Origin of the sequence: Marinitoga sp. 38H-ov (assembly GCF_011057715.1) — a bacterium.
Lineage (GTDB): Bacteria > Thermotogota > Thermotogae > Petrotogales > Petrotogaceae > Marinitoga.
This window is the reverse complement of sequence record NZ_LNGH01000023.1, coordinates 65,386-89,527: the sequence shown is the minus strand read 5'-3', so window position 1 is coordinate 89,527 and position 24,142 is coordinate 65,386. Positions and strand designations below refer to the sequence as shown.

At 24.2% G+C, this 24,142-nt stretch carries 18 protein-coding genes and 1 other RNA gene; 7 read left to right on the top strand and 12 right to left on the bottom strand.

Annotated elements, in window-relative coordinates:
* Positions 1-5 precede the first annotated feature (5 nt).
* Genes AS160_RS07665 through AS160_RS07655 form a run of 3 tightly spaced genes read right to left on the bottom strand, consistent with a single transcriptional unit; the run spans position 6 to position 2,979 of the window.
* A complete protein-coding gene (locus tag AS160_RS07665) occupies positions 6-815 on the bottom strand; it encodes an RMD1 family protein (protein ID WP_165147265.1) in 810 nt (269 codons plus the stop codon).
* On the bottom strand, positions 790-2,088 hold the full coding sequence (locus AS160_RS07660) for a DUF5693 family protein (protein ID WP_165147262.1): 1,299 nt from the start codon (positions 2,086-2,088) through the stop codon (positions 790-792). Before AS160_RS07660 ends, AS160_RS07665 begins: the two co-directional genes overlap by 26 nt.
* A gap of 3 nt (positions 2,089-2,091) precedes the next feature.
* Positions 2,092-2,979 (bottom strand): RluA family pseudouridine synthase, encoded by an 888-nt coding sequence (locus AS160_RS07655; protein WP_165147259.1) that lies wholly within the window; start codon positions 2,977-2,979, stop codon positions 2,092-2,094.
* 51 nt (positions 2,980-3,030) lie between these two features.
* Between AS160_RS07655 and AS160_RS07650 the strand changes: the two genes are divergently transcribed.
* The 7 genes from AS160_RS07650 (at position 3,031) to ssrA (ending at position 13,683) form a co-directional block, all read left to right on the top strand.
* Positions 3,031-3,759 carry a hypothetical protein gene (locus AS160_RS07650; protein ID WP_206528138.1) on the top strand — a complete coding sequence of 243 codons (729 nt, stop codon included), beginning with the start codon at positions 3,031-3,033 and terminating at the stop codon, positions 3,757-3,759.
* A gap of 46 nt (positions 3,760-3,805) precedes the next feature.
* Complete coding sequence (gnd, locus tag AS160_RS07645; RefSeq protein WP_165147253.1) at positions 3,806-4,780, top strand: phosphogluconate dehydrogenase (NAD(+)-dependent, decarboxylating); 975 nt, start codon at positions 3,806-3,808, stop codon at positions 4,778-4,780.
* Positions 4,761-6,293: a glucose-6-phosphate dehydrogenase gene (gene zwf, locus AS160_RS07640; RefSeq protein ID WP_206528137.1), complete on the top strand. Its 1,533-nt coding sequence runs from the start codon at positions 4,761-4,763 to the stop codon at positions 6,291-6,293. The genes gnd and zwf overlap by 20 nt, the downstream gene beginning before the upstream one ends.
* Entirely contained in the window at positions 6,280-6,957 is a 678-nt protein-coding gene (pgl, locus tag AS160_RS07635) for a 6-phosphogluconolactonase (RefSeq protein ID WP_165147250.1), read from the top strand. Before zwf ends, pgl begins: the two co-directional genes overlap by 14 nt.
* A gap of 46 nt (positions 6,958-7,003) precedes the next feature.
* Entirely contained in the window at positions 7,004-12,040 is a 5,037-nt protein-coding gene (locus tag AS160_RS07630) for a fibronectin type III domain-containing protein (RefSeq protein WP_165147247.1), read from the top strand.
* A gap of 8 nt (positions 12,041-12,048) precedes the next feature.
* Positions 12,049-13,254, top strand: a complete 1,206-nt coding sequence (locus tag AS160_RS07625; RefSeq protein WP_165147244.1) for a hypothetical protein — start codon at positions 12,049-12,051, stop codon at positions 13,252-13,254.
* 68 nt (positions 13,255-13,322) lie between these two features.
* Positions 13,323-13,683: a transfer-messenger RNA gene (gene ssrA, locus AS160_RS07620) on the top strand.
* A gap of 14 nt (positions 13,684-13,697) precedes the next feature.
* Here the strand turns inward: ssrA and AS160_RS07615 are convergent.
* From AS160_RS07615 to AS160_RS07575, 9 genes are read right to left on the bottom strand one after another with little or no spacing between them, the layout of a single operon-like run.
* The gene (locus AS160_RS07615) at positions 13,698-15,167 is read right to left on the bottom strand and encodes a glycosyltransferase (RefSeq protein ID WP_165147241.1); all 1,470 of its coding nucleotides are present in this window, start codon (positions 15,165-15,167) and stop codon (positions 13,698-13,700) included.
* A complete protein-coding gene (locus AS160_RS07610) occupies positions 15,164-16,087 on the bottom strand; it encodes an MJ1477/TM1410 family putative glycoside hydrolase (RefSeq protein WP_165147238.1) in 924 nt (307 codons plus the stop codon). Before AS160_RS07610 ends, AS160_RS07615 begins: the two co-directional genes overlap by 4 nt.
* Before the next feature lie 10 nt (positions 16,088-16,097).
* The gene (locus AS160_RS07605; RefSeq protein ID WP_165147235.1) at positions 16,098-17,003 is read right to left on the bottom strand and encodes a PfkB family carbohydrate kinase; all 906 of its coding nucleotides are present in this window, start codon (positions 17,001-17,003) and stop codon (positions 16,098-16,100) included.
* A gap of 4 nt (positions 17,004-17,007) precedes the next feature.
* Positions 17,008-17,793 (bottom strand): nitrilase-related carbon-nitrogen hydrolase, encoded by a 786-nt coding sequence (locus AS160_RS07600; protein WP_165147232.1) that lies wholly within the window; start codon positions 17,791-17,793, stop codon positions 17,008-17,010.
* Between the two features lies 1 nt (position 17,794).
* A complete protein-coding gene (locus tag AS160_RS07595) occupies positions 17,795-18,334 on the bottom strand; it encodes a 5-formyltetrahydrofolate cyclo-ligase (protein ID WP_165147229.1) in 540 nt (179 codons plus the stop codon).
* Between the two features lie 5 nt (positions 18,335-18,339).
* Complete coding sequence (locus AS160_RS07590; protein ID WP_165147226.1) at positions 18,340-20,628, bottom strand: DUF2194 domain-containing protein; 2,289 nt, start codon at positions 20,626-20,628, stop codon at positions 18,340-18,342.
* Positions 20,625-22,046, bottom strand: a complete 1,422-nt coding sequence (gene pelG, locus AS160_RS07585; RefSeq protein ID WP_165147223.1) for an exopolysaccharide Pel transporter PelG — start codon at positions 22,044-22,046, stop codon at positions 20,625-20,627. Before pelG ends, AS160_RS07590 begins: the two co-directional genes overlap by 4 nt.
* Entirely contained in the window at positions 22,046-23,452 is a 1,407-nt protein-coding gene (gene pelF / locus AS160_RS07580) for a GT4 family glycosyltransferase PelF (RefSeq protein ID WP_165147220.1), read from the bottom strand. Before pelF ends, pelG begins: the two co-directional genes overlap by 1 nt.
* Positions 23,449-24,141: a hypothetical protein gene (locus AS160_RS07575; RefSeq protein ID WP_165147217.1), complete on the bottom strand. Its 693-nt coding sequence runs from the start codon at positions 24,139-24,141 to the stop codon at positions 23,449-23,451. Before AS160_RS07575 ends, pelF begins: the two co-directional genes overlap by 4 nt.
* Position 24,142: the final 1 nt, after the last annotated feature.

Genomic DNA, 24,142 nt, shown 5'->3' with positions numbered 1-24,142 from the left:
TTTTTTTATATATGAAAAAAGGCCATTATAATTTCAAAAACTATAAGAATTACTATTAATAATTCTAAAAAATTTGCTCTTGAGCCTTCGTTTATTTCATTTAAAACTGTATAGCTTTCTAAAGCATTATCTAATTTATGTGATAATATCTTATACCTTCTATTTATTTCAAAAAATCTAGCCAATATTTCATATAACTCATCATATATATTCCATTCCCAAGTTATAGATGGTTTATCTAAAACCATAATATCAGATATTATTTCATGTCTTGTTTTAATTAGATTTAAAGCCTTTCCAACAGCAATATTTTTCATAATGGAGAGGAAGTGTTTATATTTATTATATTTTTCAATTGTTTTTTCAATATCTTCCTCTAATTCATCTGAAAGCTCTTCATATCTTTCTAAAGCTACGCTTTGAGCAATGGTTAAAGATATTAAAGATAATGATTCTTTAGAAATGTAATCCTCCTTAATATGAAGTGTTTCTGTATTAAAATCAATATAAAATGACTTTTTAAGATTATTATCAATAACAATATTTAGTTCATCTTCAAATTTTGCTTTAAATTCATCATCAACTAATTTTTCAATATATGAAATAAATTCTTTTATTTCTTTATCTAAAAAATCAAAAAAAACAAAAGCTCCAAATTGATAAATATGAACATTTTTTTGATTATAACTTAAAATAAGTGGCATTTCCCATTTTGTCACGACTGGTAACTGTAATTTTGCGGCAATCATTTGAATATCAATATTTTTTCCGGCATCAACAGCTTTAATTTTATATTCTGAAATGTTTCTTTCCATAGAGCACCTCCGTGCTAATAAAAGTTATATATTTAATAAACCTTATGATAACATATGATAGTAAAAATGCATATAGCGTTCTTAATACACCCAAATAAATTTGTGTTTGAAAATGTAAGAATGTATCTAAAATAGATACAAAAAGAATTGACTGTCCAATATTCCAAAAAATACTAAAAAATTTTGTGGGTGGTTTTGTAAAGATAAAAATATAAGCAAAAAATTCCTTAAAACGAGGTCTAGCAATTAACGTTTTCTCTAAGAAATCTCTAATATTTCTTTCATACATACTGGAAAATCCAAAATTTCCACTCCTAAGAATATAATAAGCTCCAAAAATTAGTAATATAATCGTTGAAAAAATAATATCTTTTTTATTCAATTTAAATTTTTTTATTTGTACAAGAAATAATACAAAAGGTAATATAATAAGTAATAATTTAACCCCTCTTATTACGGAAATTTTATATATTAAAAGATAATTATAACCTGTGCCATATATTAAGATTCCAAATAAAATGTTTAACAGAACAAATTTAAAAATATTTTGTTTTTTATCTTTTTTCCATTTAATCCAAGAAATAAAAGAAAATATAATAGCTAAAAAGACATAAGACCACCCATTTAAAAAGAAAAATGATAATAGATAGATTATAGAAAGTAAAGGTATAAATGTTCCTATATAAATAGAAGATAATATAGATGAAAATATAGGGATAATTTTATTGTGTTTAGGTAAAATAGGAATATCTTTATTATAATTTTTCATTCTTTTCTTAATACCTTCAATAATCAAATCTCTTTTTTCATGGTTAGGTATATAAAAAATATTTAATCTTCTTTCATTAAAGGCTCTCCAAAATCTCTGTTCAATTTGTTCAATATTATATTTATCCATCTCTTTAGGTTTAATATAATGTACATATCTAATCTTATATAATTCATTATTATTTAGATTAACTTTATATTTATCAAATAAATAACCAAAATCAGAAAATTCTGCAATAAGAACATTATCGTGTTCAGATAAAAATGCTTTAAACTCTTCAATTGTTAAACTAGTGGAATTTTCACTTATTAAAACATAATCTTTATAACTATAATATTCAATTAATTTATTTTCAATCATAGTAGATTGTTTTTCTAATAAATTATTGTCGATTATATGATATCCTCTTTTTAAATAATTATAGTCATTATAAGATATATATATAAATATTGAAATACTAAAAAAGATTGTTATCAAGAAAACAATATTAGAATACTTTTTCAATAATTACACCTCTAATCTTTCTAATACCTTCTTTAAATCAGTGGTTAAATTAGAAATTAATGTATATCTCTTATTAAGATATTCAAATTCTAAAAAGTAAGAATGTAAAAAATATCTTTTTAATCCTATTGATTTTTTAAGTAATCTATTTATTTCAAAATTACCATATTTATTATCTCCAGCTACAGGAGAACCTATATCTGCAAATTGTTTTCTTATTTGATGTTTTCTTCCAGTTTTTAAAGTAATATCAACAAGGGTTAAATCAATATTATTTATATTATAGTTTTCCAATACATCATAATATAATACTGCATTTTTTTCTTCTAAGACGTTTTCAAGTTTGTTACCATCTCCAGTTAATTTTCCAATTACTAATGATTGATATTTTTTTGTAATATCTCTACCTTTAATTATTTCAGTTAACTCTCTAGCGACTTGCTTATTTTTTGCTATGACTAATACACCAGATGTGTGTTTGTCCAATCTATGCACTAAATGTGGTTCAAATTTACCTTTTGCATAATATAAAATTCCTTCAATAATAGTAACCTTTTCTTCATTTCTGCCAGGATGAACAGATATGCCAGAGGGTTTATTTATAGCTAAAATTTTCTCATCTTCATATATAATGTCTAAATCTAAATGTCTGGGCAATATTTTTTCTTCTTTTTTTCTCTCATCTAATGGCCCCTTATACCTTATTTCTACAGTATCACCAATATTTAATTCAAATTCTTGTTTTTTAACTCTTTTACCATTTACAAAAATAAATCCTTTTCTAATTAATTTATATATAAACCCTAGTTTCAATGAATCAAAATTATTTCTCAAGAATTTATCTAATCTTTTATAATAATTTTTTTCATTTACAATTATATAATTTTGCATATTATCGCTCCTTTTTTGGTATAATTATATAATATATATAAAATTATAGAGGTGATAAAATTGTATACGGAAATTCTCAAAACATTATATAGTTTTTTAGGTGAAAATATTATAAATGAACAAAAGAAATTAAAATCTGAGATTTTTGATAAATTATCAACGAAATCTGATTATTATGAAATTTTAGACTTTTTAAAATTAGAAACATTTCCTCAAAAAGTGGAAGAAGTTTTTTTATCACTATTTATTATATCATTATTTAATAGATTACGTATATCAATAGATATAGAAAAGAAAATTTTAATTTACGGAAATGATAAGATAAGCTTAGAGGAATTAGGAATAAAAGATGTTGTCAAATCAGAAAATCTTTTGAGAGAGTTTATAGATTTAATTGATAGTAACTTGCCAACTGAATACCTTTTTGGAATATTATCAAATGATTTATCAAAAAGAATAAAAGTATTTAAAGAATTAATTGGCAATACAAAAATTACAGAGGAAAAATGGTCAAAAGAAGAATTGAAAGGATTAATTAATTCTCTTACAGAATCAACAAAAGAATTTTTAAAGTTTATGGTTAAAAAGGGTAAAAGCTCTAAAGAAGAGATAATTTCAGAGTTAAAATTAAAAGATACAAGATCTATATCTGCATTTACTAGCGCTATTTCAAGAAATTCACCATCTAACAAAGAAAGAATTTTGTTTGGCGAAAAAGGAAAAATATATATTAATGAAAATTATAGGGAGATATTAAAAGATCTTTTTTTGAATGAATGATTTTAAATGATTTAATGTATAAATTTTAATTGGGAGAGGTGATATTATGAAAATAGGCATTATAGGGTTAGGAAGAATGGGAATGAACATGGCAAAAAGATTATTACAAAATCATGATGTAGTTGTATATAATAGAACAAAAGAAAAAGTAGAAGAAATTAAGAAAGAAGGTGCAATAGATTCCTATTCATTAGAGGAGTTTGTTGAAAAATTAGAATCTCCTAGGATTATATGGTTAATGTTGCCTGCAGGAGAAATTACAGATAATAATATTGATAATTTAATTCCCTTGTTAAACAAGGGAGACATTATTATTGATGGAGCAAATACTTACTATAAGGATGATTTAAGAAGAGCTGAAAAATTACAGAAACACGGAATTCATTATGTAGATGCAGGTGTATCAGGTGGAGTCTGGGGTTTAAAAGAAGGTTACTGTACTATGGTAGGTGGTGAAAAAGAGATTTTTGAATATATAGAACCTATTTTAAAAACATTAGCACCAAAAGATGGTTACTTATATTGTGGTCCAACTGGAGCAGGACATTTTGTAAAAATGGTTCATAATGGTATTGAATATGGTTTAATGGAAGCATATGGTGAAGGATTTGAGTTATTAAAGGCATCAAAATATGGCGAAGAATTAGATTTGTATAAGGTTGCTCATTTATGGAATCAAGGAAGTGTTATAAGATCTTGGTTGTTAGAATTGTTGGAAGATGCGTTTAAAGAAGATAATAACTTAGATGAAATACAAGGGTATGTAGAAGATTCAGGTGAAGCAAGATGGACGGTTTTAGAAGCTGTTGAAACAGGAGTTTCAGTTCCTATAATATCAAACTCATTGTTTAAAAGATTTCAATCTAGACAAAAAGATGTTTTCTCAGATAAAGTAGTAGCAGCTTTAAGAAGGGAATTTGGAGGTCATGCTGTATATAAAAAGTCTGAAGATGTAAAAAGTAATATAGCAGGTGCTGGAAAGGTTCAAGCTGCAAATCCTGATGAAAAATTTAGAAGGTGATATTATGGGTATTATAGAAAACAAGATTGGATCAGTAGTAGAGCTTTGTGATGATCCAACTCCAGAGCCTGCAGGTATAATTATTTTTGGGGCATCAGGAGATCTAAGTTTTAGAAAATTAATTCCGTCAATGTATAAATTGTTTAAAAACAGAAAATTAATAGATTTTTATATTTTAGGTGTTGGAAGATCAAATTTTTCTGATGATGATTTTAGAAATAAGGTTTTAGAGTCACTTGATTTTAAACAGGATGTAGTAAAGAAATTTATTGAACATATATATTTTTTATCTGGTGATTATGATCAAGATGAATTATATATTAATTTAAAAGAAAAAATAAATATTTTAAATAAAAAACATAACACTAAAAATAATAAATTATTTTATTTCGCAACACCTCCTAATGTATATATTCCAATTATCAGGCATTTGGGTAAGTTTGATTTAAATAACGAAGATGAAAATTTTTCAAGAATGGTTATTGAAAAACCTTTTGGAAATAATTTAGAAAGTGCTAAAAAGTTAGATTGTGAGTTGCATAAATACTTAAATGAAAAACAAATATATAGGATTGATCATTATCTTGGAAAAGAAACGGTACAAAATATATTGATGATGAGATTTGCGAATATTGTTTTTGAACCAATATGGAATTATAAATATATTGATCATGTTCAAATAACTGTATCAGAAGAATTAGGAGTAGAAAATAGAATAGGATATTTTGAAAACACTGGATTATTAAGGGATATGGTTCAAAACCATATATTACAATTATTAACTTTAATTGCAATAGAACCTCCGGCATCACTTGATGCTAATATGATACATGATGAAAAAATGAAGGTCTTAAAATCAATTAGACGTTTTAATGTTGATAATTTAGATGAATTTGTTGTAAGAGGACAATATACAGATGGATATATAAATAATGAATTTAAAAAATCATATATAGAAGAAGTGGGGAAAAATTCTAAAACAGAAACATTTGTTGCATTAAAATTGTTGATAGATAATTGGAGATGGAGTGGAGTTCCTTTTTATATAAGAACAGGAAAAAGATTAAAGAAAAAATTATCTGAAGTTTCAATAGTATTTAAGGATGTACCGCATTCAATATTTTCGGATTTTTATCCTGTTAAATTTGAACCAAATGCATTAGTAATTAGAATTCAACCTGATGAAGGTTTTAAACTAATACTTCAAGCTAAACAACCAGGATCTAAAATATGTATAAATACTTTAAATATGGAATTTAAATATAGAAATTTCTTTGATTATGAACCTCAAGATGCATATGAAAGACTTATTTTAGATGCTTTGTTGGGAGATCAAACACTATATGTAAGAAATGATATTATGGAAGAATCTTGGAAATTGGTAACTCCTATTTTAGAAAGATGGGAGAATAGTGACTTATATTATTATCCTTCAGGAAGTTGGGGTCCAAAAGAATCAGATAGATTAATAGAAAAAGATGGTAGAAGGTGGAGAAATTATGAGAATATTTGAATATGAAAATATTAATGAGATGAGTTTTGATGTAGTTAAAACAGTAATGAATTTTTATGATTATTATATAAAAAAACAAGGGTATTTCTCTTTGGTTTTATCAGGGGGGAATACCCCTAAATTATTATATGAAATGCTAAGTATGAATCATAATATTGATTGGGAAAAAGTATATTTGGTTTTAGGTGATGAAAGGTATGTTCCATTAGATGATGAATATAGTAATTATAAAATGATAAATGACATTTTAATTTCAAAAATAAATATTCCTAAAGAAAATTTTTTATATGTAAATACAGAAATTAAAGATATAGAAAAATGTGCACTAGATTATGAAAAAAGAATAAAAGATTCTTTTAATGAAATATCGTTTGACTTAATATTATTAGGTATGGGAAATGATGGACATGTAGCATCAATTTTTCCAGATGTAGAGATATCTGATAAAAAATATGTTGATTTTGTGTATCCTAAAAATGCTAATCCAAAAGTGCCTAGGATTACATTAACCTATAAAGCAATTAATAATAGTAAAAATATACTCTTTTTAATTTCTGGAAAGAGTAAAATTAATAGATTAAAAGAAGCATTTAGGAATAGAATATATCCAGTATCTAAGGTTTCGCCAAAAGAAAATCTATTATTTTTTATTTCAAAAAATTAAGAAAATAATCACCTTATGTAGAAATATAACTTGAGGTGATATTATAATGAAAAAAACATATAAAAGTCTATTATATATTATAATTATATTAATACTTCAATCTTGTATTTTAAATACAAAACCGCCAAAACCAATATTAAAATATCCTACAAAATTAAATAACCTTCCACTTTCAATAGATTTCTATTGGGATTTGGAAGGTAATGTTGTTTTAGAAGATATTAATTATATTGTTAAGTATGGGACTAATAAGAATTTGTTAGATAGAAAAATTACAACATCTAATAAGAATATAAGAATAGAAAATTTATCACCTGAAACAACATATTATTTACAAATCATTAGCGTTAAAGGAAATGAAATTAATGAATCAGATATATATGAATTTACAACAACTGATATACCTAAAGTAAAATTTTTAACAAATAAAAATATTATATATGAAAATCATATATTATTATCTTGGGATGCAGAAGATAAGGATGGTATAAAAAAATATGAATTATATATATCAAAATCAAATGATTTTTTTGATATTGTAGATTTAGGGCTAAATAAAAGTTATTATATAGAAAATTTAAACACAAGAGAAACATATTATTTTAAAATAGTAGCATATGATAATTTAAATACATTTGGTGAAGATATACTTCAAATAAATGTAGGGAATTTAGAATTTTTCAATTTTAATCCTACGAATAATTCAAGAAGTATACCGTTGAATAATGTAAAATTATCTTTTGAATATACAGGTATATCTGATGATTTTACTTTAATATTTTCGCCTAATGATGATCTTTCAAATGATTTAAAATATTATTTAAGAAAAAATATATCTAGCAAGGAATTTACATTAAATTCTTTACCTGAAGGTACTACATTTTATTGGAAGATAATTGATAATAAAAATAAAATTGAAAGTTCTATACAAAGTTTTACAACATCATATAAACCAGAAATAAAAATTACATATCCAGTAAAAAACAAAGAAACGGAAAATTACCCCGTAGGAATGCCGGAAAATCTGAAAATTACTTGGAATGCAACTGATATAGATAATGATAACTTAACCTTTTTCATTAAATTAAAAGAAGTCAGTATGGAAGATAAAATTGAAAATATAGATTTTTCAAGAAATTTATTAATAGATGATTCTACAAAGAATATGTATTATAATGTAAATGGTTTGAAAAAAGGAAGTTATTATGCTTTTAAAGTTATAGCTGATGATGGGAAAGGTAATGAAGTAAGTAGCGAGATTGTTAAATTTAAAACTAATGTTGGTCCGGATAATCCATATGAACTATTTCCAAATAAAATAATAGATGTAGATACTAAAGTTGCAACTTTAACCTGGAAATGTTATGATCCTGATAATGAATTGAATTATAGGATATATTATGGTGAATCTTCTACGGATTTAATTTTAGAAGGAGAGACATCAAAAAATTATTATACTCTAAAGAATTTGAAAAATGGAACAACTTATTTTTGGCAAGTAGAAGCAATTGATACCAATAATGCAACATCTATTAGCGATATAGCAACTTTTACGACTAATAAAAAACCGATATTTAAAAGTGTAGAACCGACAAATAATATAGTAAATATTTCATTAAAAACAAAATTAAAATGGTTTTTTGAAGATACAAACTTAGCGTATTATAATCTATATATTTCTAAAGATAATGAACCTTTATCGCTACTGGCAACATTAACAGAAAATTATTATGATTTAAATATTTTACCTGAAACAAAATACAAATGGGAAGTATTAGCTTTTGATGTTTATAATGCTTCCGCAAGTTCTGGTATTAATTATTTTGAAACTACAAATAAACCGCAAATTCAATTATTGACACCTACTAGTTTTAATGAATCATTAAAGCCTGTATTTTCATGGGATGCAACAGATATAGATAATGATAAATTAAATTATAAATTATATATATATAATAATGGAAATATAATAGATGAAATATCAACAGATTCTACAATAGTAAAATATACTAATTTTTTGGAATCTAATATGGAATATACATGGGAAGTTATAGTTGAAGATAGTAATTTTGCAACAGCTATAGCTTCATCAAATTTTACTACATCAAGAAAACCCGTTATTGAATTAATATATCCTATATCAGAAGAAAATTTAGGATCAACAGTCACTTTAACTTGGAATGCAACAGATATAGATAACGATGATATATATTATGAAATATATTTAGATGATACAAAAATTGGAACAACAACAAATAAAAATTACAGTGTATCAGGATTATTACCAGATACATTATACACATGGAAAGTAGTTGCTATAGATTCTAATTTAGCTACAAATACATCTATTGAAGCAACATTTACTACAGATAAATCTCCAAATAATAAACCTAATATAACAAATATATATGGTTATGATGAAAATGGGAATTTAAATAAGGAACTCTCATTAAATGAAGAAAAATACCCTAATGTATTTAAAATTATATGGGGTTTATCCAATAATTCAAGTTATTACAATGTATACAAATCTAAAGATGGAATAGAAAGTATTATTGCTAGCAATTTAACAAATAATAATACAATTATATATATACCTGATGGCGGAAAATATAATTTATATGTGAAGGCATTTAATGATAAAGGGTTTTATACTAAGGGCGATGAAATTTCTTTAGAAATAAATAAACCTCCTATAATATTAGATTATTCTCCTAGAGAGAATGAATCTAATATATCATTGCATCCAACCATAATATGGAAAGCTGAAGATTATGATTCGAAAATATTTACATTAAGAATGTATTTTGGGTATAATAAAGAAGAATTAAATGAAGAGTATATGCCTAATACACAAACAGAGGGAGAATATACTATAAAAACGGAATTAAACCCTGGAACGAAGTATTATTGGAAAATAAAATTAGAAGATGAGATGAATGGTGTAACGGAAACAGAATTTAGAGAATTCACGACAACATATAGGCCTGAATTTAAATCTGTTAATTTATCAGATTATGCAACAAATATATCACTAAATTATAATTTACAATGGGAAGGATATGATAAAGATAATGATAATTTATCTTATACCATTAAATTAAATGGAAATAAATTAAAAGAAAATTTAAAGAGTAATGCATATACTTTAAATTTGGAATCTGATAAAAATTATTTGTTAGAATTGTTAGTAATTGATGATAAAGGTACAGAAAATTCTACTATTCTTAACTTTAGCACAACTAGAAAACCTATAATATATAATAATTCTATGTATGTTGAAGATACAAATCATTTTAAAAATGGAGATAAAATATATTGGAATGCATATGATCCAGATAACGATGAAATATATTATGAAATATACTTAGGAACTTCTCAGAATTCCTTAACAAAGATAGCAACAACAACTGAAAAAGAGTATAAACTAAATAATTTAATTGAAGGGAAAACTTATTACTGGAAAATAAAAGTATATGATAATAAAGGTGCTGTAAGTGAATCTGATATAAAAAGTTTTAAAACAAATACATCGCCAAATATTCAAAATATATATTATCCTAAAAATAATTCAATTGGAATTGAAAGAAATGTCACATTATATTGGGAAGCTACAGATTCTGAGAAAGATAAATTAAAATATGACATATATTTTGGAGATACTAAAAATAACTTAGTAAAAGTTGCATCAGATTATGTATATACAAGTTATAATATAAATAATTTAGAGAATGGAAAAACTTATTATTGGAAAATAGTTGCAAAAGACGGATTTGGTGGTGAAAGTGAATCTGAAATCTATGATTTTACTACTAATTCTCCACCTGTTTTTTCAAAAATTAATTATGAGTTATATAATGGATTAGAATTAAAAATTAATTGGGAAGTTAAAGATCCTGAAGGTCAAACAATAAGATTTGATTTATTAGAATCATTTGAAGATAGTAATTATAGTACAATATTATATAACGTTTATGATATTGAAAAATATTTAGGAAGATTATTGCCTGATACAAATTATTATTTAAAAATAAGAGCTATAGATGAAAAAAACGATTATGTAGAATCAACAATAACTTTTAAAACAAATAACATAGATACAAATATATTTACTATAGAAAGAGGCAATAATAATATAGAAAATTCTATAATCGATCTTAAAGAAGTTAACTCAAATGAATATGTATTTATCGAAAAGCAAAATAATGAATATTATTTAACAAAAATAGATTATACAGGAACAGAGACAACTAAAGATTCATCTATTACAATAAATTACACGCCGTACTTTATTGAAAATAATGCTAATTTATTAATAATTGGAATTAAAGATGATCAGATTATTTTTGAAGAATATGATAATAATTTAAATCTTATATCATCTAATCTTACAAATATTTTTTTATCGTCTATAAAAGATTTCATTAAAATATCAGATAATGAATATATAATACTAGGAGAAAATTCGGGAAATAATTATATAATAAATATTTTAAATGGTTTGAAAATGCTTGAAAAAAACTTTGGTAACACAAAATTATATTCAATTATTAAAATTTATGATTATGACAGTAAAGAAAAATTTATATTATCAGGAGAAAAAAATAATAAAGGCTATATGGCAAAGCTTGACAAAAATTTTAATTTAGAAGATGAGAAAATAGTAGATATAGATAAAATAGTAAAATTAGAAAATAACGAAAGGGATTTTTTTGCAGTGGGATTTATTAATAATGACTTAGTTATAAAGGGATTTAGTTATAGATTAAATGAATTATACAAACCGATATATGAAAACAATTTTTATAATTCTTTTGTGGATATAGTAAAAGTGGATAACGGATATTTAATGGCACTAAACAATAATGAAGGGGATATAGAGATATTAGAATTAGATAATAATATTAATGTAATTAATAAACATTATTTTGGAAGAGAATACGAAGATAAAGCGATGGGAATTATAAAAACATCAGACAATGGTTATATAATTTTTGGTCAAACAAAGTTTTCTGATCATACATATGGGAATTCTTATATTATAAAAACTGACTCCAATTTAGATGGTTGGAGTACACCATAGGAGGAAATATGGGAAAAATAAAACAATTTTTAATACTAATGTTATTCATTCCAGTATACACTTTAACTAATAATATTTTTATTAATTTTGATTATTATAATAATAATTTATCTAATATATATTTGGGATATGACTTGGAATTTTTAAAAATAAAAATTGGAAGTCAACATGACTTCCAATTTTCTGGTGGAATATCGATCCCATTTTATTACAATAACTATGTAATAGAGCCGTATTATAACTATTCGTCTTTTAACAGTTTAGGAATAAAGTTAGGGTATAAAAATTTTTCAATAAAATATAATTATAGTAAAAAAAATGGTAGTATATATGGGATTGACTTTGAAATGCCAATTATTAAATTTGGAAAAGACGAAATAGCTTTTTTAGAAAGTAAGGATAACATAAAAGTTATTGCTGGTGAAAGATTATTAATTAAATTGATAGCGAGAACAAGGAATAATAGACCAGCACAAAATATAGATTTATTTTATACCCTAAATGATTCTGATATGATATATATGGGAAAAACAAATATGTATGGAGAGGCGTGGTTTTCAAATAATATTACTAAATCTGGAAATTATATAGTAAACATATATAGTAATAGGAAATTAATAAAAAAAATAAAATTAGAAGTAATTCCATCATTCCCTAATAATATAACATTTGATTTTGATAAAGATAAAATATATACAAATGAAGAAAATTTAATTAAAATAAAAAATATCAAAGTTTATGATAAATATAATAATGAAATAAAAAATTTTAATATGAAATTTTTTGAATTTAATTTTGTTGGAAATATTAAAGATATTAATTTTTCTTATTTAGATAATACATTATTAATAGAACCTTTTGATAAAAGTGGTGTTTATGAAATATACTATAAAGCAGAAATAAATAAGAAAATAATATATGGAATAAAGAAAATAAAGGTAGAAAATAATCCGAAAAATATAGCAGATATAAGAGTATATATAAATTATATAGGGAAAGACTCAAATTATGCAATATTTAAAATCGAAAAACCCAAAATAATTTTTTTAAACTCTGAAATTATTCAAGCTGAAAAATATTTTGTTTATAGTAATAATGAAAGAGTGGAAGTAAAAAATGGAATATTTAAAATACCATTAGATAAAATACCAGAGAAATTTATTGTAGATGTATATTATAATAATTATTTAAAGACTATAATTGTACATAATTAAACTTTTGTACAATAATAACGTCTAAATAGTTGAAAAAAAAATATAAATATGTTATAATCATTAAGCTCGGGGACGAAACGGTTTCGACGGGGGTAGAGTAGGTCGGAAAGCGAGCCGTGGAAGACTGTTACCACGTAAAATGATCGGTCAAAAAGAGAATTGCCGAAGAAAATTACGCATTAGCTGCTTAATATAACATAGCAGCCGTCCTACCAACCGTTCTGGGTCAAATGGTTGATTAGGACGTCATATTTATGACCCTAACCCAAAAATCATTCTCTCGGGTTTTTGGGGACATCTTAGAGAGATAGCCTAATCTTATCCTGCCTATGGGAGAAGATTAAGCGAAATTTAAAACATAGGCTGCGCTCGGAGATGTCCGGGTTACTCTGCCTTCGGACGCGGGTTCGACTCCCGCCGTCTCCACCATAATAAAATGCCCATCACTGGGCATTTTTTCTTTTTAGATAATCTATAATTATATTTTTCTCAATATTTTTACTATAATCGAAGAAATATGCTGGAATATGAAGATATTCTTTATTCTTTTGTGGATTTTTTAAATAGTTATTAATATTTTCAAGATATTTTTTAGCAGTAATTTCCCAAGTATAATTTTCAACAACTCTTTTTCTTCCTAATTCAGAATATTTATCAAAATTCTTTAACCCATCTAAAATTCCCTTTTCCATATCTTTTATATCAAATGGATCTATTAATACACCATATTTACCTTTATCAAACGATTCCATAGGCCCACCATTTTTAGTAGCTACAACAGCAAGGCCTACTGCTGCTGCTTCAATAGGAGCTAAGCCAAAAGGTTCATAAAAAGCTGGTAAAACAAAAACGGACTTTTTCATAACAAAATATCTATAAGCACTTGATAGTTCTTCCTGCCCTGGTACATCAAATAAGGATATTTTACCATATAATCCATAGTCTTCTACTATTCTTTTTATTTCTCCTATAATTTTTTGTTCTTTCTTAGATAATTTATATATATCCTTAAAGCCATTTTTTAATCCTCTTACAAAAATAACAAGATTAGAAATTTCCTGAAGTTTTTTAGATTTTGCATATGCTCTAACTGCACCCAGATGATTTTTTTTCTCATCTACTCTACTAGATAGCACAATATACTGCTTATTAATTTCTTTAATATCTCTTTTTAAATAATTTTCAATATTTTTCCAAAAAAAGTCATCTATTTCTTTTTTTTCTGAAGAAAACGTAGTAATATTTACTCCAGGGGGAATAACTTTAAATTTTGAATCGTCATTAATATTTATAGCTCCATTATATAATGTATGTCCATATTGCTCAAATCTTTCAATATTTGTACTTACAATATTAAAAGCGGATCTGTTCATAGATAATCTTTCAGCATTGATTCTAATGGAAAAATTATATTCATTATCATATTGTTCAAAATTATCAATATTTACACCTAATTTATCAATTTTTTGTGCTCCTAAAGAGTGTGCTGTAAATGAAAAAGGAATACCTGTAATTTTTTCAAAAATTGCACCAGTTATACCGCCATCTCCATAATGTGTAGTTATAAAACTAGGTTTAATATTATTTTTTTCATAATATTTATTAATACCATAAGCAAAATCTTTTAAATATGGCCATAATAATTCTTTTCTTAAAAACCTATCTCCACCAAAAGGAATTCTTATTATTTTTAAATTATGATAATCTTCATAAAAATCAAAATCATCCTTAAATTCCGGCCAATTATTATCATTAATCTTTCTCGTGAAAATATCAACATCTACACCTAATTTAGAAAGTTCCATTGCAACCTCTCTTACATAAATTAACTGTCCCCCAAAATCAGGATGTTCTGTAATATATGAATTTTCTTTATCAAAATTACCTTGCGGATTAAAAAATGCAATTCTCATTTTTTCACCTCTTTAAAATATTTTAAGGCACCAGATAAATCTTTTAATTTTTGATTTTTATTTGCGGGATATCCATAAAAATCATAATAATTACATAATTTTATGAAATCAAGAATTATCTCTTCATTTGGTTTTTGTGGGTCATATATGTAATCTGTAACTAGGACAAATTTACCATAACTTTTAATTTTTAATATGTAATCTAATCTTGAATTAATATATTTATCTTCATTTTTTTTATTATATAAGTAAAATAAACTTTCTATACCTATTCCTGAAATAGTATATAAATATTTATGGTTATAGTCATAGTCTAAAATATCTTCTCCGTTTTGAGGAACTATTAAAAATACTGGATTCTTTTTTCTAGCATATTCTGCTATCTCAATTACAAATTTAATCATTTCTGATGCTGTGTATGTAATATCATAACCATTATTTGACCAAAATATATAAGAATCTATTAAATCTAGATAAACCCCACTAAACCCTTGTTCAATTATTTTATCCAAATAATTGAATATAATATTTTTCCAATCATCATGCCAATATTTGACTTTGTAATTTCCAGCCCAATTTGGATTTTCCTTGTATAACCATATAGGAGGATTTTTATACCATTCATTTTTCCAATAATATCTATAATCCTCAGCTTCACCAATGCTTAAATAAGCTAAAGGTGTAATTCCTTTATTCTTCAATATATTAATATCATTACTAGTGAATTTAAATTTTTCAGTACCATCTTTTGAATAATCTATTATTAAAAATTTAGGTCTGTAATTTGAAATAATATTTTCAATATTAGAACCGTTTATTTGGTAAATAACAGGCACATCAATAATTTCTTTTTTTGGTAAAAAGAAAAAAGTTATAAATAGTATTAAAATTGTTGATATTGTAAATAATTCTTTTGTCATAAAACTCCCCTTATATTTCATATTTTTCTTTTAATAAATCCCATTGTGCAATTGGAGCAATTGCGCCAATATATTTCAACTTTTCTGCAGCAAATGCTAATCCCAATTTTGTTGATTTAATAATATCTAAATTATTAATTATACCTGTATAAATGCCAGACCACACAGCATCTCCGGCTCCAGTAACATCAATAACTTTTGATGCATAAGATGGTATTTTTTTATCTATATTATCATTTTTAATATATACACCATCTTTTCCTAAAGTGAAAATAATGTTTTTAAAATTAAGTTCTTTAAAGTATTTAATATAGTTTTCTAGACTATCTTTTCCAAAAATATGTTCAGCGTCATCTAGTGAAGGTTTAATAATATCAGTATATGGCCCCAATTCTTTAAGTACATCTAATATGTTATATTTATTATGCCATAACATTTTCCTGTAATTAGGATCTAATCCAATAATTATATTATTTTTTTTAGCTAATTTAATTAAATTTACTATATTTTCATACTGTTTTGTTTCTGAAATTGCCCATGAAGAAATATGTAATATTTTAAACTTTTTTAAATCAAAATTTTTAGGAATATTTAAATTTAAAGAAGCGCTTCTATAGGCTTTAAATTCTGGAGTATTTTCTGATTTATTTACAAAAACAATATCGGTATTAATTTTTGATGAAATATTTAAATAATCTATTTTAACAGAATATTTTTTTAAAAAGTCAATTATATATTGTCCAAATGGATCATCACCAATTGTTGACAACAAATAACTATCTATACCTTGTTTTGAAATATTTATTGCAATATTTGCTGGAGAACCTCCGAAATATTTTTTGAAAACGGTTGCATTTTTTAGTAAAAAAGATTCTGTTATCATGTCAATTAAAACTTCGCCAATAGCTAAAAACATTAAATCACTCCTTGTAATATTGAGGCATTCTATCTTTAAAAATATCATTATATTTATTTATAAATTTATTATTTGCCTCCTCTGGATTGATATCAACAACTTTAACTTTATCCCCTTTTTCAGGCAATCTTATTAAAATTTCTCCTTTTGGATTAGTAATTTGGCTCATTCCTGTAAATTTATTTGAATTTAATAAATTAACTTCTTCTCCCCATCTATTTGAAGTAACAATAAACACTCTATTTTCCAATGATCTAATTTTATTAGCTTCTTGACAATATGGCATTACTAAGTTAGCGCTATGTGCAATAATTTGAGCTCCTTTTAGAGCTAGTGTTCTAAATGATTCTGGGAAAAACCAATCAAAACAAATAGCTAATCCAATTTTTACTCCATCAATATCTTCAACCCAAAAACCTGTATTTCCACTTTCAAAAAATATTTTTTCTTCATAGAATAAATGTGTTTTTCTATATATTCTATAACTTCCATCTTTTTTTAATAGAATAGAAGAATTATAAAATTTGTTTTCTTCTTTTTCAACAAAACCAAAGACTATATTTGTTTTCTTTGAAACAGCAATATCTCTAAATGATTTTATAGAATATCCATTTTTGTCTTCGGAAACCCATTCAACTTCATTTTTTGTATTAAAAGTATAACCAGTAAATGCTAATTCTGGGAAAACAAAAAGATCAGCATTTTCATTTTTTATTAAATTAATTCCCTTTTCAACATTTTCTCTAACTTGAAAAAGATCCGGTCTAAATTGAACTAATCCAATTTTCATGTTAATCACCTTTTAATATTCTTTTTTCTGTAATTATAGCATCCATTTTTATATCATGTTCAAAAGCAGGTAGTTCTTTTATAATTTGAAAATCAAATGCAATACCAATTAATAACCCACGTTTATGTTTTGAAAAATATCTATCATAATATCCTCCACCATAGCCTAAACGAAATAAATTATTATCAAAAGTTACACCAGGAATTAAAAAAACATCTATTTCATCAGTATAATAATTGCCAGCAGGTTCCATTATCCCAAATTTTCCTTTTTTAAAATCGTTGATAGAAGAAATTTTTATAAATTTCATATCTTTATCTATAACTTTTGGAAAAAATAAGTTTTTATCTTTAAATTCATATATTAAAGGTAGTAAATCAACTTCTTTTCGAAAAGGATAATACATAGCAATATTATTATAATCTAAATCTTTTAGGAAATTTTTAATATTTTCTCTTATGATTAAACTATATTCATTATACTCTGATTCTAACATTTTTTTTCTTTTTTCTAAAAATATTTTTCTAATACCATCTTTCATATTAATCACCTTAAAAATTCAATATTTAAAATATTTTTATTCATCTCAATTATATATAAATTATTATCTCTATAATAATGTATAATTTTACCTCCAGATATTTTTCTTATATTCATTTTACTTTTAATCATAAAAAATTTTGGGAATAAAGAAGAATCTGGAATAATAACTGTTAAATTATTTTCATTATATTCATATTTAACATCTTGTGTTAGATAATCAAAGAAAAAAGGATATGCTTCAGAAGCTGTTTGATTTCTTAACCAGGGAAATTTATTTTTAATTGTATTATAAAAAGTTTCTAAATTATTATACATTTGATCCCAGGTTAAATTTTTAGGATTTCTATCTTTTGAAAATACATCATCTGAGTGTATAAAATGTTGAAAAGTTCCAAAGTTAGCTAAGGTATTAATAGTGGTTAAATAAACTTTACTTAAAGGATAATAACCATATGTTGATCTTGGTATTATTATTGTAAAATTATTTCTTATTTCATATTCTGACAAATAAGAGTTATCTTCATATATTGTACCAACAGTTTTAATTGTTGGAATAGCTTGCAAAAGATTATTTATACCAAACTCATCAATTAAATTATTAGGTGCAACATAACTACTGATAATAGCATCATGACCAATAATATTACTAATAAATTTAATAGCTGCTTTTAAACTTAACTTAATATTTTCAGGATTAGCCCATCTATCTTTTGTTAAAGAATTATGATTATAACCATGTAATCCTAATTCAAAATCAGAATTACTAATCTCTCTCATGGTTTTGTATGGATAATTATTTTTACTAACAAAAAATTCAGTAAATTCAAATGGCGGTGTACTAGATCCATTATAACTTAATGGAGTTACAAATGTATATTTTATATTATATTTTTCTGAAAATTTTTTAATAGAAGGCCACCAAATTTCATAGTAATATTCATCGTCTGTAATTTTTTTCCCATTAATTACTAATTTTTCTACATTATATGAAGGTAATGGGAAATCATCTATATAAAAAATAAATGAATTTAATAAGCCTGCAATAGATGTATCTTTCATTTCAAGTATAGATTGTAAAATTAATCCTCTAACAGCTTTAAATATAATATATGGATATATATAACCAATATATCCATTATTTATTTTTTCATACCAAATAGCAGGTATTTTTACATTATTATTTTCTAAATAAGCTAAAGTAGTGTGTTTTTCATTTAAGGAAAGATTAAAAGAAATTTTAAAGTTTCTATTATACACACTACCATTTTCATCATTTCCAATAGGGAATAAATTTTTGGAGAAAACAATTTTTGAAATATCAATATTGTCAACTTTAGCGTAAATATTCCAAGGAGTGTTATAAATATTTGTTGAAAATATGAATGTTCCACCATTATTTATATATCTTTCTATAGTTTTTGTTTTTATATATCCAGCATCTGTATTCCAAATTATATAACTATATGGTATTAAGTCGAAATAAGATAGGTTATAAAATTCATCGACATTTATCAATTCATAATTTAATTTTGCGTACTTAAAAATAGTTGTTAATTCATTTTGAGAATATAAAAATCTCTCGTCATCAAAGTTTGTTTTAATAATTAAAATTTTATTCTGAGTGCCAACTTTTTGATTTATTAATTTTAAAATTAATTTTTCTATATTAAAAATTACATTCCCATCTTTATCAATAAAGCTATTAAAAATAGCTCCTCCACCATTATTAGATAATATTATCATAGGATAAGATTCATTATTAGAAATATAAGATAAAATTATATCATTATTTCCAAATGTAATATATTTCTCAACAGGTTGCAGAATATTTGTAGATGGTGATGTAATAAAAAAATCTTTTTTAAAATTAATATTATAATTATTAATGTCTTTATAGTCGTACATATAATGGATTCCTAATTTATTTAATAGATTATTCACTTCCCTTATATCAGAAGTTACTCCTAAATTATTGAAAAAAAAGAAAAACCCACCATTTTCAACAAAAGAAGATAATTGTCTTAAGTATAAATTTGAATTTTCTAAAGTAGGAGAGTAATACCAACTTATAATACCAAAATAATCTTTATTATTAATCTTATAATAATTTATATCTTCTATATTGCTTAATGCATAGTCAATATCGTATTTTTCCAATAGTGGAATTATATGGTATTTAAACATGTATTCACCATATTGTTCGGAGTTTTTGTATAACAGCAACAATTTTTTTTGCCCAAAAAGGTTAATAAATAACAATATAAAAAATAAAATTAATAATATTTTTTTCACCCTTGATTTTCCTCCATTAATCTTTTCATATCATTATAATTTATATAATAACCATCTTCTACATTTAATTTTTGCCTATAATATTCCAATTGAATAATATTTGAAACTTTTTTTATTAATACTTTATACCCGATGAAAGTACCCAATGCAAAAGCGATAGAATAACTAGCTCCTAAAGCATAATATCCAAGTTTATATGTAAATAGAAAACTCAATGTTAAGTTAGTTAGAAATACAAAAATATTCAAGTATAAAGCAGTATTTCTAAAATCAAAATAAAGAATAAGTAGCATAATCATCAAATAATAAGAATTTAACATAGCACCTATTAATCCTAATCTTAATATTGGTTTTAAAACTTGTGATACAAATGGAATTAAATTTAATTCATTCAAAAATAATAATGAAAAGGTAAATGCTAATTGTATTCTAACAACAAGATTTATATCATATTTTAATTCACTTAACATGTTGTTTTTTCTTATTTCTATTTCTGCATAATTAAACCCTTGTCTTAGTGAATCATAAAAAAGTTTATATGTCTTGTAAAATCTAGTTTCTAAAACTAAAATAAACATGGTTGATGTTGGTATAATAGTTAAATACGCAATAAACATTGGACTATCATATATAAAAGAAAAATGGAAGCCTCTTAATGGGATTTCCCCAAAATGTGGTGAAAACCAGGTAACAAAGTCATCAATCCATAATGCTAGATAATAAATAAAACCTATAAATATATTTTGCCAGTATTTCCTTAATTCTTTTGTCCACTCAAAAGATATTCCCATGTGACTTCCAAAATGAATTAAAGCAATCATATAGTGAAAAAATGTCCCAATATTAACACCAAAAGCATATCCTAAAATATATCCCAAAGGGTTTTCATCAGAACCAAAAAAATTTGAAAGAATAATAGAAAAAACTCCCATGATTAAAAAAGCTAATATATACCAATTTACGGAGTCTGAAGATAAAGAAGCTATTGAAATTATCCAAAGAGATAATAAAGATAAATTTAAATAAGAAAAGGATAATATAAACCATAATTCATTTCTATTAAAAGCAAAAAAAACTAACATTATTAATATTATAACCATAGAACTATATGTTAATATACCCATAACTTCAGGTAGTATTTTCTTATAATCCTTCAAGAATATCAAATCTGAAATTCTTCTAGATTCAAACATTATGAATAATCCTGATACAATTATAGAAGTTACAAAAGAATAAACAATAGATACATTAAAATAAATATTATCAGTTTTAAAAATTGTTAACAATATCCATAATGAAAATGTGGTAATGATCCAAGGACCAGAAGATACCATAACAGAGTATGCAACGGCTAATAAATCTGTTGAAACGCCACCTCTATGAAATAGTTTATTTAATTTAAATCCGACTCCGGCCATTATTTCACCACCGATAAGTATAAATCTCTATAGTTTTTAATCATTTGATCAAGTCTATATCTTTTTTGAACTCTTATCTTAGCTATTTTAGATGCATTCATTCTAAAATTATCATCTTCATATAACTTTATTAAGCCATTAGCTAAACCAATAAAATCTTTTGGCTTTACCACAATGCCAGCATCCCCAATTATATCTTCTTCAGAACCATATATCATTTCTGAGCACGCGCCAACATCAGTTGTAACAACAGGTATTCCTGCTGCAAATGCTTCCAAGATAACTAAAGGTTGTCCTTCGCTAACACTGGATAATAGTAACACATTTAGTTTTGGATAATAATCTAAAACATTCACTTTACCTGTAAATTCAATAGTATCTTCTAATTTAAAAATTTCTATCATTTCTTTACATTCTTGAAAATACTCTGGTTCTTCATCTGTAGGTCCAATAATATATAATTTAAAATTATCAATCTTTTCCTTAACAACTTTAGCTGCTTTAATAGCTGTTTTTATATCTTTTATTTCAACAACTCTTCCTACCAATCCTACAATATATGGATTTTTTTCTTTTCTATATTCTAATTTTGAAAACCTATCATAATCTATTCCATTAGGTATTACAGACATTTTTTCGGTATCTTCACAAAATTCTTTTTCAAACATTTGATTTTTAGAGAATAATGTTGTTATTTTATTTGAACCTTTATAAGTTAAAGCACTTATTGTGTTAAATAATTTTATCCATGCAGTTCTATACTCATCTTTTATCCAATCAGCTTTTAATACTTCAAGTTGTCTTTCCCTATGATATATACCATGTTCAGTTAAAATAACAGGAACATTGTATCGCAAACCATTAACAACAGCAGACACACCAGCATAACCAGTAGTTATAGTATGGTATACATCGCATTTTGGAAAATCTATAGTCATAGAATTTAAAACAGGCAATAACATTGATTGTAATGTCCAGTAGTAATTTGTAAAGTCTTCATAAGGTATATATGTTTTATAAAAATATAATAAAAAATCCCAATATATATCGGTCTTTAAAATACTAGTGAAATCATAATTATGATATTTTAATAAAATATCGTATAATTTTTCAGACATTTTTTTTTCATCAAATGGATATTTTATTGTTTCCTTTAAATATTCGCCTAAACGCTTATCAACTTTGTGTTTATGCTTAAAATTATATTTTGCAAAAAGAAAAAATTCAAAATAATCAACAATATTTTCTGAAAATGTATATTTGGGAATTCTTTTTTGTGGTTCAGGACCTAAATGAATAACACAAAATTCAATATCTTTCATATTTTGCATTAAAGTATTACCCCAACTGGATACACCTCCAGTTACATATGGATAAGTTCCTTCAAATATTATGCCGACTTTCATTTTAAATCACCTAAAGTATTTATTATATTTTCTATATAATTTAATTCATCTTTTGTATAATAAATAGATAAAGCATTTAATTTGTTTGAATTATATTTCCATAGTGTTAAATATAATATGATTTTATCTATTTTATCCAAGTTCTTATTTATATTTTTTAAAAAAATATCATTATTAGAATACATAAATAACCCCATTTTTCTTCTAAATTCTAAATTATTTGTAAAATCACTTATAAATTTTAAATTTGATATAGTATTTAAAGAATTTATTAAATAATCATATTTAATTTTCTCTGCAAATTTTAAAGTTTCTTCATCTTTCAAAGCAATAGCAACACTTATTAATTCATTAATAATAGCTAAATCTTCATCTTTATAACTTTTTTTATTTTTAAGTTTACTTATCAATTCAACCTCTCTCAAAAATGAAGTTCTTTTTTCCCAAGGCAAGCTTTTTATATAATTAGGATCAAAATCACGTGTGGTTTTGTAATTTATAAATATTAATAGAAAAATTAAGAATAAAGTAGAAAAAAACAATATATAATATATAGGTAAAGATTTATATATTTTTGAAAGAATACTTCTTATTTTATCTTTTGTTTTATTGTATGTATTTTTAGAATATTTTTTCATAAGGGACTTATCGATTATAAATTCAGTCATAAAATCTCTTTTGCTTTTCATA

What these genes read in the sequence shown, in the direction of transcription:
- AS160_RS07665 (WP_165147265.1), bottom strand. Translation starts at nt 815, where the DNA reads ATGGAAAGAAACATTTCAGAATATAAAATTAAAGCTGTTGATGCCGGA.
- AS160_RS07655 (WP_165147259.1), bottom strand. Translation starts at nt 2,979, where the DNA reads ATGCAAAATTATATAATTGTAAATGAAAAAAATTATTATAAAAGATTA.
- gnd (WP_165147253.1), top strand. Translation starts at nt 3,806, where the DNA reads ATGAAAATAGGCATTATAGGGTTAGGAAGAATGGGAATGAACATGGCA.
- zwf (WP_206528137.1), top strand. Translation starts at nt 4,761, where the DNA reads ATGAAAAATTTAGAAGGTGATATTATGGGTATTATAGAAAACAAGATT.
- pgl (WP_165147250.1), top strand. Translation starts at nt 6,280, where the DNA reads ATGAGAATATTTGAATATGAAAATATTAATGAGATGAGTTTTGATGTA.
- AS160_RS07630 (WP_165147247.1), top strand. Translation starts at nt 7,004, where the DNA reads ATGAAAAAAACATATAAAAGTCTATTATATATTATAATTATATTAATA.
- AS160_RS07625 (WP_165147244.1), top strand. Translation starts at nt 12,049, where the DNA reads ATGGGAAAAATAAAACAATTTTTAATACTAATGTTATTCATTCCAGTA.
- AS160_RS07615 (WP_165147241.1), bottom strand. Translation starts at nt 15,167, where the DNA reads ATGAGAATTGCATTTTTTAATCCGCAAGGTAATTTTGATAAAGAAAAT.
- AS160_RS07610 (WP_165147238.1), bottom strand. Translation starts at nt 16,087, where the DNA reads ATGACAAAAGAATTATTTACAATATCAACAATTTTAATACTATTTATA.
- AS160_RS07605 (WP_165147235.1), bottom strand. Translation starts at nt 17,003, where the DNA reads ATGTTTTTAGCTATTGGCGAAGTTTTAATTGACATGATAACAGAATCT.
- AS160_RS07600 (WP_165147232.1), bottom strand. Translation starts at nt 17,793, where the DNA reads ATGAAAATTGGATTAGTTCAATTTAGACCGGATCTTTTTCAAGTTAGA.
- AS160_RS07595 (WP_165147229.1), bottom strand. Translation starts at nt 18,334, where the DNA reads ATGAAAGATGGTATTAGAAAAATATTTTTAGAAAAAAGAAAAAAAATG.
- pelG (WP_165147223.1), bottom strand. Translation starts at nt 22,046, where the DNA reads ATGGCCGGAGTCGGATTTAAATTAAATAAACTATTTCATAGAGGTGGC.
- pelF (WP_165147220.1), bottom strand. Translation starts at nt 23,452, where the DNA reads ATGAAAGTCGGCATAATATTTGAAGGAACTTATCCATATGTAACTGGA.
- AS160_RS07575 (WP_165147217.1), bottom strand. Translation starts at nt 24,141, where the DNA reads ATGAAAAGCAAAAGAGATTTTATGACTGAATTTATAATCGATAAGTCC.